The organism is Rhodococcus sp. C1, from assembly GCF_020809065.1.
GTDB lineage: Bacteria > Actinomycetota > Actinomycetes > Mycobacteriales > Mycobacteriaceae > Rhodococcus_F > Rhodococcus_F qingshengii.
Genome location: NZ_CP078080.1, coordinates 427,963 through 440,052, shown reverse-complemented (window position 1 = coordinate 440,052; position 12,090 = coordinate 427,963). Strand labels below are relative to the sequence as shown.

Sequence of the window (12,090 nt, the reverse complement as noted above, 5' to 3'; positions counted from 1 at the left end):
TTGTCCACAGGTATGTCGGCACCGCCGAGGTAGCCCGCTCACCTGGATACGGTTCTGCCATGGGGCCGATACTTCAGGTAGATTTCGCTGCTCTGCAGCAACTTTCAGCTGATCTGTCTCGAATTGCGGATCAGATCTCGGGGATCGATTCCGCCGGCCCGATTTTCGAAGCCGCGGCGGCCCTGAACTCGTCCGCTGTCGCGGCTGTGTCGACTGGGAATGCCGGCATCATCGCCGACGCGTACCGGCACCTGGCTACGCAGTTGGGACTCATGGCGTCGGGAACCGCTGCCGCAGCACGTCTGTACGACGCTGCCGAGGGCGAAGTGGTGTCCGAACTGCGCGGAGCCTACTGATGCAGCCCACCGTCTCTCAGCTTCGAACGTGGTCACCGGAGAAATTGCGCACAAGCGCTTCGGAACTGATCGACATCGACCGGCAGATCGAAGTTCTCGGCAATGACGCCGGACGCAGCATCGACGCCGTCCGCGAATTCTGGCAGGGACAAGCGTCGAGCGCAGCCGCAGTGCAGTGGTCTGGCATCTCGCTTTCCTCGTCGCGGCTGTCGATTGCAGTTCGCGTAGTTGCGGATCTGTATGCCGGAGCGTCCAATACGATCGGTGCGGCGCGAAAATCAGTTCTGGACCTGGTCGAGGAGGTGACTCTCGAACACGGCTTGACGGTGTCAGACAGTGGAGCGGTATCGGCACCTGAGACGAAGCAGCCGTGGAATCTGGCCGACGCCATGCAAGATTCCGAAAACGACACGGCTGCAAAGGTTTTTCAGCAGAAGATCTCCACTGCATTGACGGCACTCGACGACGAAGACAACCGGGCCGCGACTGCTCTGGGTGCGGCATTCCGAGAGATCGGATCACTCCTTGGCAATCAGCCTGATCGCCTCGACCGCACTGTCGTCGACATCCTCGACGGGAGGTCGACACTCCCCGGGACACCCACGGAGCTACACCGACTCTGGGAATCGCTCACGCCCAACGAGAAAGACGCGTTGGCGGGGTGGGATCCGTCCATCGGTAGCCGGGACGGCCTTCCCGCTCTGGACCGGGACTACTACAACCGGCGGTACCTCTCTGCGCTCGAGCAGTTACCGGATCGAACGGTAGCTGCCGGATACACGGCCGTGCGCGGCGAACTTCGACCGGACACGTTCCTTCTCTCGGTCACGGATGGGCATGCCGTCGTGGCAGTCGGTAATCCCGATGCCGCCGGCAACGTCGCAACACTGGTTCCCGGAACCGGCTCCGGGCTGTCGGGCGTCGGCGGAGACCTGCAACGAACCAAGGCCATGTACGACGCGGCGGTCAGGGCGGCGCCAACGGAAGCCACATCAGTGATCCTGTGGTCCGGATACGACGCTCCCCCAGGCATTCCCGACGCAGCATCGGATCGGTACGCCACCTCCGCAGCGCCGAGGCTCGACAGCTTCCAGGACGGGTTACGAACCTCGCATGACGGTCCGCCTTCGCACAACGTGGTGATCGGTCATTCCTACGGCAGCACCGTCATCGGTGCTGCGACTACCCGTGGCGCTTCTCTCGACGTCGACGAACTGGTTTTTGTCGCAAGCCCCGGCGTCGATGCCGAGCGCGTGAACGAACTGAGCCTGGACGGCGTCGACTCGGACGAGGTGGCTCACCATGTTCATTCGACGACGGCCTTCTGGGATCCGGTCCAATTGATCCCCAAGATCCTCGGAGTCCACGGGTTCGACCCGTCGGATCCGGAATTCGGCGCGCAGGTATTCACCGGATCTCCCGGGGAGCCTGGGTTCGGAGTTCACAGCGATTACTGGGAAAGCGGAAACCCCGCACTCACCGAATTCGGACGGATCATTACCGGCCCGTGAAAGAAGGCGCCGTACCGGTGAAGGTACGACGCCATCTCGGTGATGCAGGATCGGTTAGACGAGTTCGCGCTTGAGGTTGTCCAGGACCTGGGCCTGGATGCGCTGCAGACCCTTCGGAGCGAACGTGCGCTCGAAGAAGCCGCCGATACCGGTGGCACCCTGCCACTGGGTGAGCGTCGTCACCGTCGTTCCGGTGCCGTTGGGGGCAACGGTCCAGGTGGTGACGAGGCTGGAGTTCGCGTCCTTCTCGGTGATGACGTTGCCGTCGACCGTCACTGTCGCCTTGACGTTGCGCGAGCGCTTTTCCGTCGCCTTGAGCGTCCACTGCGCGACGGTTCCGTCACCCTGGCCACCTTCGACGACCTTGTAGTCGAGGTACTGCTCGGACAGGATTCGCGGGCGAACCGTCTCGTAGTCCGAGAGCGCCGCGAGCACCTTGTCGGGTGCTGCTGTGACGACTGTCGAACTCATTGCATTGACCTGACCCATATGCCCTACGTCTCCTTGCTCGACCAACGCGGCTCGATACCGCGAATGACTACCCGAATCCGCACCTCGAACTGCGCAGATATTCCTTTCCATACTGCCTGCTGCGCCCGGGTATCTCGACCATCTACCCATTCCGTGTGAGCTGGTTCACCACTCGGAGCATTTACCGAGTTCGATTGCAACAACTCGATCAAATTCGGGCATTAATGCCCCTCCGGATAGCTTGCACACGCAACTACCGATAGCGTCAGGGTGTGACTCTCTCGTTCAATGGGGTAGTTCAGAAGTTAGATCGAATCCGGACAAAGCAAGGCCCGGGTTCCGATGCTGCGCGTGAAATGGGGTTCGAGCAGCACAGAGAAGGCGTCGAACGCCTACTCGCGTCATACCGCGCCATTCCCGCCGATGCTTCTGTACGCCTGGCAAAGAAGACATCCAATCTGTTCCGCGCTCGCGCCAAGACGTCGGCCCCCGGCCTCGACGTCAGCGGTCTGGCAGGTGTCATCGCCGTCGATGCGCAGGCGCGCACAGCCGACGTCGCCGGCATGTGCACGTATGAGGACCTCGTCGACGCGACGCTGCCCTACGGGCTGGCGCCCCTGGTCGTGCCTCAACTCAAGACCATCACCCTGGGCGGTGCGGTGACCGGCCTGGGCATCGAGTCCACCTCGTTCCGCAACGGCCTGCCGCACGAGTCGGTACTCGAAATCGACGTACTGACCGGAAGCGGCGAGATCATCACCGCAACACCGGACGGCGAACACGCCGAACTGTTCTTCGGTTTCCCCAATTCCTACGGCACCCTTGGCTATTCGACGCGATTGAAGATCGCACTCGAACCCGTCAAGAAGTACGTCGCCTTGCGCCACGTGCGCTTCGATTCGTTGAAGAAACTCGAAGAAACGATGGATCGCATCGTCACCGAACGCGAGTACGACGGGATCGCCGTCGACTATCTCGACGGGGTGGTCTTCACCGATTCCGAGAGCTACCTCACACTCGGCGTGCAAACCGACGAGGAAGGCCCGGTCAGCGATTACACCGACCAGGACATCTTCTACCGGTCGATCCAGCATTCGTCACTCACCCAGCCCAAGACGGATCGCTTGACCATTCGCGACTACCTGTGGCGCTGGGACACCGACTGGTTCTGGTGCTCACGAGCTTTCGGTGCACAGAACCCGAAGATCCGGCGCTTCTGGCCCAAGCAGTACCTGCGCAGCAGCTTCTACTGGAAGCTGATCGCCCTCGACCACAAGTACGACATCGGAGATCGCCTCGAAAAGCGCAAGGGCAAGCCCCCGCGCGAACGCGTCGTCCAGGACGTCGAGGTACCCATCGAACGAACCGCGGACTTCGTCTCGTGGTTCCTCGAGGAAATCCCGATCGAACCACTGTGGTTGTGCCCGTTGCGTCTTCGCGAGCCAAGCCCTGCCGCCGCTTCTGCATCACGGCCGTGGCCCCTCTACCCCCTCGAACCCAAGCGCACCTACGTCAACATCGGCTTCTGGTCTTCGGTGCCGATCGTTCCCGGTGAGCGCGAGGGGGCAGCAAATCGACTGATCGAAGAAAAGGTCAGCGATTTCGACGGACACAAATCGCTCTACTCCGACTCCTACTACTCGAAGGAAGACTTCGAGGAGCTGTACTACGGCGGCGACCGGTACATCGGACTCAAGGAACGCTACGACCCGAAATCCCGTTTATTGGATCTATTCTCTAAGGCGGTGCAACGTAAATGACCACGTTCAAAGACTCCAAAAGCCAGGACAAGCTCTCTATTGCCGAGATTCTCGAGACGCTTTCCGACGGCATGCTGCCGCTTCGATTCACCGCGTACGACGGCAGCACCGCCGGCCCCGAAGATGCCGACTACGGACTGCACCTCAAGTCGACTCGCGGAACCACTTATCTCGCAACGGCGCCCGGCGATCTCGGCATGGCCCGCGCGTACGTCTCCGGCGATCTCGAAGCCGAGGGTGTTCACCCCGGTGATCCGTACGAGATCCTGCGCATCATGGGTGACGAACTCCACCTCAAGCGCCCGTCGGCACTGACACTCGCCAGCATCACCCGCTCACTTGGCTGGGATCTGTTGCGGCCCATCGCCCCGCCGCCCCAGGAACACCTTCCTCGCTGGCGTCGCGTCGCAGAAGGACTGCGTCACTCCAAGACTCGTGACGCCGAAGTCATCCATCACCATTACGACGTCTCCAACACCTTCTACGAGTACGTCCTCGGCCCGTCCATGACGTACACCTGTGCCGCTTACGACAATGCGGAACAGACGCTCGAAGAAGCCCAGGAGAACAAGTACCGCCTGGTGTTCGAGAAGCTCGGACTCCAGAAGGGTGATCGACTTCTCGACATCGGCTGCGGCTGGGGCTCGATGGTCCGCTACGCGGCCAGGCGCGGCGTCAAGGTGATCGGCGTGACTCTCTCTCGCGAGCAAGCGGATTGGGCACAGAAGGCCATCGAGGACGAGGGCCTCGCCGATCTCGCCCAGGTCCGTTTCTCCGACTACCGCGACGTGGCCGAGACCGGATTCGACGCAGTGTCCTCCATCGGCCTGACCGAGCACATCGGCGTCGGAAACTACCCGGCGTACTTCGAGTTCCTCAAGGGCAAGCTGCGTGAGGGTGGGCGTCTGCTCAACCACTGCATCACCCGTCCGGACAACCGAAGCAGCGCCAAGGCAGGCGGATTCATCGACCGGTACGTCTTCCCCGACGGGGAGCTCACCGGTTCGGGTCGCATCATCTCCGAGATCCAGAACGTCGGCCTCGAGGTGCGTCACGAAGAGAACCTTCGCGAGCATTACGCACTGACGCTCGCCGGATGGTGCCAGAATCTCGTCGACAACTGGGACGCCTGCGTCGCCGAGGTCGGCGAAGGAACCGCCCGCGTCTGGGGCCTGTACATGGCCGGCTCACGACTCGGGTTCGAGCGCAATGTCGTTCAGCTGCACCAGGTTCTGGCCGTGAAGCTCGGCCCCAAGGGTGAGGCGCATGTGCCGCTTCGCCCGTGGTGGAAGGCCTAGGGGCAAAGCCCCTGTGCGCCTTTTTGGTAGTCGGCACTACCAAAAAGGCGCACAGGTGCCGCAGGCACCCGACTGCGTCCTCACCCAGCCTCCCCGCCGCAAGACCGTCTCCACCTCGTGCGCAACCTGGCACGGGGTCTTCATCACCTCGTCGAATCCGTAGACCAACCGCGGACGACCTGCCAGCTCTGCCGCATTGTCACGGCGGCGATCACGGAATGCCACCTCGGCCATGGAATGCGCCCACCGACCGTCGAGACGCACGATCAGCGGCACACCGAATTCGCTGTAGTCGCAATCCTCGTACAGCGTGCGGCCGTCGACGCGGACCGGAGACTGGCGTCTGGCCGACGGCAACCCGTGCGCCTGCTCCACGTCGACCGCATAGTGGTATTCGAGCGTTGACTGCACCCCGTCTGCCAGGAGTCGTACCGCATCGGAAAGCGCACCCTTGAATCGATGTGGTGTTCGTTCGTCAATCCGACGACGCACATCGTTCAACGGAATTCGCGCATTTGTCACTGTGGTGATGAGTGAAACGTAGGCGCTTCGCGCTGTGGATTCGGCGGTCGCAAGATCAATCGCGGTATCCGCCCGCGACGTTCGAGGTATGACTGACGGCACGCCGATGTATCGGTGGGCTCGGGATCGGTGGACGACTACCCCGGGGTGAACCACGCCACCCACTCTGACAAGTGCACCCGACGTTCGCGCTGGAACTCGGCGGATTGTCGCGGACTGACAGCGAGCCGACTTGCCGTAGGGCACGGTGACATGGACTGGCTTGTCTGCGTCGATGCGACGCATTCCCCATTCCTCAGCTGCAGTGTCGTGGCTCAGAATCGCTTGCGGGCCACCATAAAGCCAAGCGGCGTTCAAGATCATTTCTCTGGTGAGCGGGCCAGCGGTCACTGCATACACGCCTTGTAGAACGCGCTGCCATTCGCCGCGGTCCAGAAAGTTCCGCAGCATCCCTCGGTTGTATCCGAATGACGAGAGTTGCTGTTGCCGTACCAGACCGGATTGCGCATCGAGAATCCGGAGAAACTCGCTTCCACCATGAGACGTAGTCATGGCACCAAGCGTCAGGCCGAACTCCGACAGGACTGACGCGAAATTCGCTGTCGGAGTTCGTCTGTGGATAACTCACAGGCTGGGGATGAACCCCTGTGCGCCTTTTTGGTAGCCGTAACTACCAAAAAGGCGCACGGGGGCTATGCCCCTAGCGAAGCCGGCGGGGTGAACCGCGGGCCGTACTGCGCAGCGAGTTCCTTTGCGCGAGCGACGAAGCCGGCCGTGCCGCCCTCGTAACCGACGATGAACTGGTGAACGCCACCGGTCCAGGCCGGGAATCCGATGCCCATGATGGAGCCGATGTTGGCGTCCGCCGTGGTGATCAGGACGTTCTCGTCGAAGCACTTCTGCGTCTCGATCGCCTCGATGAACAGCATGCGGTCGATGAGGTCCTGGATCGGGGCGTCGGAGGTTCCGGAGTTGAAGTTCTCGCGGAGTCCGGACCACAGGCCGGTGCGCTTGCCCTCTGCGTAATCGTAGAAGCCGGCTCCACCGAGCTTGCCCTTACGATCGAACTTCTCGACGAGGGTGTTGATGACCTCGCCGGCCGGATCTGCCGGCAGTTCCTTGCCTTCGGCCTTGGCGGCGTCGGCAGATTCCTTGCGGATCTTCTGCATGAGGGTGAGGTTGAGCTCATCCGAAAGCTGAAGCGGCGCAGCCGGGTAACCGGCCTGCATACCGGCCTGCTCGATGGTGGCGGGCTCGACGCCCTCGGCGAGCATGCCGATGGCCTCGTTGATGAAGGTTCCGATGACACGCGAGGTGAAGAAGCCACGCGAGTCGTTGACCACGATCGGCGTCTTGCGGATCGCCTGGACGTAGTCGAACACGCGAGCCAGAGTCTCGTCGGAGGTCTTCTCACCGCGGATGATCTCCACCAGCGGCATCTTGTCGACGGGCGAGAAGAAGTGGATGCCGATGAAGTCTTCCTGACGCTTCACGCCGGTGGCGAGACCCGTGATGGGCAGCGTCGAGGTGTTCGAGCCCAGCAGTGCCTTGGGATCGACGATGTCCTCGATCTCCTGGAACACCTTGTGCTTGAGTTCCTGGCTCTCGAAGACTGCTTCGATGACGAAGTCGACGCCGGCGAAATCTGCCGGGTCAGCCGTCGGGGTGATCTTGGCGAGGAGTGCGTCGGACTTCTCCTGCGTGGTCTTGCCGCGCGAGAGCGCCTTGGCCTCAATGCCTTCGGCGTACGCCTTGCCCTTGTTGGCAGCCTCGATGCTGACGTCCTTGAGGACGACGTCGAAGCCGGCCTTCGCGGAGACGTACGCGATGCCCGCGCCCATCATGCCTGCGCCGAGGACGCCGACCTTCTTGATGGTGGACTTCTCGATGCCTGCCGGACGTGAACCGCCGCCGTTGATCGACTGCAGGTCGAAGAAGAACGCCTGGATCATGTTCTTCGCGACGCGGCCGGTCACCAGCGAGGTGAAGTAGCGAGCCTCGATGAGCAGCGCGTTGTCGATGTCGACCTGCGAACCCTCGACGGCTGCGGCCATGATGGCGCGCGGAGCCGGCATCGGAGCACCCTTGAGCTGCTTACGCAGGTTCGCGGGGAACGCCGGAAGGTTGGCAGCGAATGCCGGAGTGGACGGAGTTCCGCCAGGGATCTTGTAGCCCTTGACATCCCACGGCTGAACGCCGCCTTCGGGGTTGGCCTTGATCCATGCCTTCGCAGCCGGAACCAGTTCTTCTACCGAGCCGACGACCTCGTCGATGAGGCCGACTTCCTTGGCCTGAACGGGTCCACGCTGCTGCCCCTGGAGCAGGACGCCCATGAGCGCGTTCTGCAGACCGAGCATCCGCACGGTGCGCACGACGCCGCCGCCACCGGGCAGCAGGCCGAGGGTGACCTCGGGCAGGCCGATCTTGACGCCCTTGACGTCTGCCGCGATGCGGTGGTGGGTCGCGAGAGCGATCTCGAGACCGCCGCCGAGCGCCGCGCCGTTGATGGCGGCGACGACCGGCTTGCCGAGAGTTTCGAGACGACGCAGGTCTGCCTTGATCTCGACGCTGTGGTTGTAGATCTCCTCGGCCTGCTCGGGGCCGACCTTGATCATGTTCTTGAGGTCGCCACCGGCGAAGAAGGTCTTCTTGCCGGAAGTGATGACGGCACCGGTGATGGAGTCCTTCTCGGCGACCAGACGGTCGACGGTGGCCTTCATCGACGCGATGTACGCGTCGTTCATGGTGTTTGCGCCCTGGTTGGGATCGTTGATGGTGAGCACGACGATGCCGTCGGCGTCCTGGTCCCAGTTGATGATGTTCTGATCAGTCACTTTGCTTGACTCCTGGTAAGCCTCGTTGGAAGGACGGACGCCGCGTCAGACGCGCTCGATGATGGTGGCAACGCCCATACCGCCGCCGATGCACAGGGTGATGAGGGCGCGCTTGCCGCCACGACGCTCGAGCTCGTCGACCATCGTTCCGGTGATCATCGCGCCGGTTGCACCGAGCGGGTGACCCATGGCGATAGCGCCGCCGTTGACGTTGAGCTTCTCGTCCGGGATGTTCAGGTCCTTCTGGAACTTCAGGACGACGGAAGCGAATGCCTCGTTGATCTCGAAGAGGTCGATGTCGTCGACTGTCAGGCCGGCAGCTGCCAGAACCTTCTTCGACGCCGGCGTCGGGCCGGTGAGCATGATGGTGGAGTCGGCGCCGCTGGTGGCGGTGGCGACGACGCGAGCGCGCGGCGTCAGACCCATGTCCTTGCCGGCCTGCTCGCTACCGACGAGCACGAGGGCAGCGCCGTCGACGATTCCCGAGCTGTTGCCGCCGTGGTGAACGTGGTTGATCTTCTCGACCCAGTGGTACTTCTGCAGCGACACGGCGTCGAATCCGCCGATTTCACCGATCACACCGAACGCGGGAGCCAAGCCGGCGAGGTTCTCTGCCGTGGTGCCCGGACGCATGTGCTCGTCGTTGTCGAGGATGGTGATGCCGTTGATGTCCTTGACCGGCACTACCGACTTGGCGAAGTATCCGCCGGTCCACGCCTTGGCGGCGAGGTCCTGCGAGCGCACGGCGTATGCGTCGACGTCGTCACGCGAGAAGCCCTCGATGGTGGCGATGAGGTCTGCGCCGACGCCCTGCGGCACGAAGTAGTTGTCGTAGTTGGTGGCGGGGTCGAGTGCCCACGGTCCACCGTCGGATCCCATCGGAACGCGGGACATCGACTCGACGCCACCGGCGATCACCAGTTCGTCCCAGCCGGACCGAACCTTCTGAGCAGCCATGTTCACGGCCTCGAGGCCGGAAGCGCAAAAACGGTTGAGCTGAACGCCGCCGACGGTGTCGGGCAGTCCCGCATCGTTGACTGCAACGCGGGCGATGTCCATTCCCTGATCGCCAACGGGGGTGACGACGCCCAGGATGAGGTCGGAGATCCGGTCCTCGTCGAGGTCGGGAAAGCGCACGCGCAGTTCCTGGATCAGACCCGTGACCAGCGAGATCGGCTTGACCGAGTGCAACGACCCGGTCTTCTTGCCGCGGCCTCGCGGGGTACGGATGGCTTCATAAATGAATGCCTCTGTGGTCACTGTGAGGTGTTCCTTCCGTGTAATTCGTCGAACCGGTCTGCAGATCGTCCGCGCCACCTTCGGTGGTGGCGCATGGCCGAGGTACAGACCTCAGCCCTTTCACTGTAGAACGTGTTCCAAATTCATGGGAAGGACCGAAGCGATCCTGCTAGGTGACCGAGGTGATCAGGTGCGCGAACGCCTGCCCGCTTCGGTTCATTTCGGGTGCGCCCCCGGAAGCACTCACGGCACGATGCGATACGGCAACATCATGTCGTGATCTTCGTGATCGAGTAGATGGCAATGCCACACATATCCCTGGAGTCGACCAGAATCAGCCATATCGTGGCGCCCGCCGCCCGTCATCCCACCGCCCGTCATCCCACTGCCCGTCATCCCACCGCTCGGAAGACGATCGAACATCGCGTCGGGATCGAAACCCAGCTCATCCGCGGTGGGGAATCGCACGATGATCCGGGTGACAGTGCCGCCGTCCACCCTGACGGTGTCCTTCATTCCCGCTTCCCACGGCGCCGGCGCGATCATCGGCCCCGCCTCGAACCCTTCGGGCGACGGAGTCCACTTGTTGCCGATCACCGGCTGCGGATGTCGGATCAAGTACTCCAGCGTCCGCATCGGTGTTCTGCCGAGAATCCGGAAATTCACCAGGTGCAGGTGTATCGGATGCGGGTCCGGCGTGGTGTTGACGATGTTCCACTGCTCGACGGTGCCTTGCCGCGGCCTCTCGACGTCCGTGGTGCTGAACGTCAGGTTGTTCAGCGTCATCTGAGCCGGTGGATTCCGCAGTTCCAGTTGCTGGCTCACCGTCACCGTGCGAATTACCGTCGGCTGCTCCAACGGGGCGAGAACGTCACGTTGCCGGCGCCCACCGCGCAGTTGCGACGGAACACCACCGGTGAATCCGCGCCTGGCGTCACCGCGGAACCGGCAGAACAGCGGCATCGTCACTTCACCGATGACAGCGGCGGGTAGCGGGGGCGCCTCGTCGTTGCGAAGCTCCACCGTCGAACCCTCCGACAGTCCGGTGAAATCGACGAGGAGGTCGTACCGCTCCCCCGGTGCGCAGCGGAAGGCATTGACCGCGACGGGCGCGTCGAGCATTCCGGCGTCGTTGCCGATGACCCAGAACGTCATCATGTTCGAGAAGTGAAGATTCCACACACTTGCCGACGCCGCATTGACGATGCGGAAGCGGTAAAGGCCCCGAGCCACAGACAGTTCCGGCCACACCTTGCCGTTGACCAAGCCGACGTCGCCCACCGCGCCGCCTTCCCACGATCCTTCCGGGATCAAGATGGTGGATCGGCCGTTCTGGGCGCCTGTCGGCGTGAAGATCTTCTCCTGCAGGATCAACGGGATCTCGAATTCCTCGGCCGGCAACCCCAACGGATTTCCCAGTTCGCCGGTGTCGAATTCATCCCTGATCAGATAGTTGCCGATCAGACCGGCGTAGACGTTGAGCCGGGTGATGCCCATCGCGTGATCGTGATACCAGAGGTGGGCGGCTTCCTGACCGTGCAAAAAGTGATGCATCGCAGCCTGTCCCGGCATCACCAGCAGTTCCGGGTGGCCGTCGCTCTCAGGTGAAGTGACTCCACCGTGCAAGTGCAACGACGTCGGCGGGTGCGCACGAAAGTCGGCCTGCATTCCGTGCAGCGTCATATCCATGTCCGCTGCCAACGGATGTCCGGTCAGATCGTTCTCGAACGTCAACATGATCGGCTCGCCGGAATGCGCCTCGACGGTAGGGCCCAGATAACCGCCACCGATCTCTCCGCTGCGGTACGACAGTGCTGGGGACGAGGGAAAATCCCGATGAAAGGCATGTTGCCCCACTTGCGCTGTCAGTGTGATCTCGTTTCCGGAAAGCGTTGACAACGAATGTAGTTCGTCACAGAACGGCTCGAACTCCGGCGAATGAAAAATCAACGGAGACTCGATATCCACACTCCCCGCCGGAGCAGCACCTGCCTTTGCACCCAAAGCAACAGCCGCTGTGCCGACTACCGACCCTTTCAGAACCGATCTTCTGGAAACCCCGATACCCATACATTCCCCTCCCCATCGAAACGGGTTGC

At 62.4% G+C, this 12,090-nt stretch carries 9 protein-coding genes; 4 read left to right on the top strand and 5 right to left on the bottom strand.

From position 1 onward, the window contains the following. Positions 1-59: 59 nt before the first annotated feature. Together KTR60_RS02000 and KTR60_RS01995 are read left to right on the top strand one after the other, a co-directional pair. Positions 60-356 (top strand): hypothetical protein, encoded by a 297-nt coding sequence (locus tag KTR60_RS02000; protein ID WP_030535717.1) that lies wholly within the window; start codon positions 60-62, stop codon positions 354-356. Next, positions 356-1,867 carry an alpha/beta hydrolase gene (locus KTR60_RS01995; protein ID WP_073512836.1) on the top strand — a complete coding sequence of 504 codons (1,512 nt, stop codon included), beginning with the start codon at positions 356-358 and terminating at the stop codon, positions 1,865-1,867. The genes KTR60_RS02000 and KTR60_RS01995 overlap by 1 nt, the downstream gene beginning before the upstream one ends. A gap of 54 nt (positions 1,868-1,921) precedes the next feature. On the opposite strand, the gene KTR60_RS01990 is transcribed toward KTR60_RS01995, so the two are convergent. Further along, positions 1,922-2,356: an SRPBCC family protein gene (locus KTR60_RS01990; RefSeq protein WP_003943959.1), complete on the bottom strand. Its 435-nt coding sequence runs from the start codon at positions 2,354-2,356 to the stop codon at positions 1,922-1,924. A 338-nt stretch (positions 2,357-2,694) separates the two neighbouring features. Between KTR60_RS01990 and KTR60_RS01985 the strand changes: the two genes are divergently transcribed. Then, positions 2,695-4,098 carry an FAD-binding oxidoreductase gene (locus tag KTR60_RS01985; RefSeq protein ID WP_007731548.1) on the top strand — a complete coding sequence of 468 codons (1,404 nt, stop codon included), beginning with the start codon at positions 2,695-2,697 and terminating at the stop codon, positions 4,096-4,098. Beyond that, positions 4,095-5,396, top strand: a complete 1,302-nt coding sequence (locus KTR60_RS01980; protein WP_003943932.1) for a class I SAM-dependent methyltransferase — start codon at positions 4,095-4,097, stop codon at positions 5,394-5,396. Before KTR60_RS01985 ends, KTR60_RS01980 begins: the two co-directional genes overlap by 4 nt. Before the next feature lie 36 nt (positions 5,397-5,432). Here the strand turns inward: KTR60_RS01980 and KTR60_RS01975 are convergent, their stop codons facing one another. The 4 genes from KTR60_RS01975 to KTR60_RS01960 form a co-directional block, all read right to left on the bottom strand. After that, positions 5,433-6,470, bottom strand: a complete 1,038-nt coding sequence (locus KTR60_RS01975) for a type IV toxin-antitoxin system AbiEi family antitoxin domain-containing protein (protein WP_058227083.1) — start codon at positions 6,468-6,470, stop codon at positions 5,433-5,435. 140 nt (positions 6,471-6,610) lie between these two features. After that, complete coding sequence (locus tag KTR60_RS01970; RefSeq protein ID WP_003943799.1) at positions 6,611-8,752, bottom strand: 3-hydroxyacyl-CoA dehydrogenase NAD-binding domain-containing protein; 2,142 nt, start codon at positions 8,750-8,752, stop codon at positions 6,611-6,613. A gap of 45 nt (positions 8,753-8,797) precedes the next feature. Beyond that, positions 8,798-10,012 (bottom strand): acetyl-CoA C-acetyltransferase, encoded by a 1,215-nt coding sequence (locus KTR60_RS01965; protein ID WP_007731553.1) that lies wholly within the window; start codon positions 10,010-10,012, stop codon positions 8,798-8,800. 222 nt (positions 10,013-10,234) lie between these two features. After that, entirely contained in the window at positions 10,235-12,061 is a 1,827-nt protein-coding gene (locus KTR60_RS01960; RefSeq protein ID WP_228401719.1) for a multicopper oxidase family protein, read from the bottom strand. Positions 12,062-12,090 lie beyond the last annotated feature (29 nt).

Excerpts from the sequence above, each read along its gene's own strand:
- KTR60_RS02000 (WP_030535717.1), top strand. The coding sequence starts at position 60 with ATGGGGCCGATACTTCAGGTAGATTTCGCTGCTCTGCAGCAACTTTCA.
- KTR60_RS01995 (WP_073512836.1), top strand. The coding sequence starts at position 356 with ATGCAGCCCACCGTCTCTCAGCTTCGAACGTGGTCACCGGAGAAATTG.
- KTR60_RS01990 (WP_003943959.1), bottom strand. The coding sequence starts at position 2,356 with ATGGGTCAGGTCAATGCAATGAGTTCGACAGTCGTCACAGCAGCACCC.
- KTR60_RS01985 (WP_007731548.1), top strand. The coding sequence starts at position 2,695 with ATGGGGTTCGAGCAGCACAGAGAAGGCGTCGAACGCCTACTCGCGTCA.
- KTR60_RS01980 (WP_003943932.1), top strand. The coding sequence starts at position 4,095 with ATGACCACGTTCAAAGACTCCAAAAGCCAGGACAAGCTCTCTATTGCC.
- KTR60_RS01975 (WP_058227083.1), bottom strand. The coding sequence starts at position 6,470 with ATGACTACGTCTCATGGTGGAAGCGAGTTTCTCCGGATTCTCGATGCG.
- KTR60_RS01960 (WP_228401719.1), bottom strand. The coding sequence starts at position 12,061 with ATGGGTATCGGGGTTTCCAGAAGATCGGTTCTGAAAGGGTCGGTAGTC.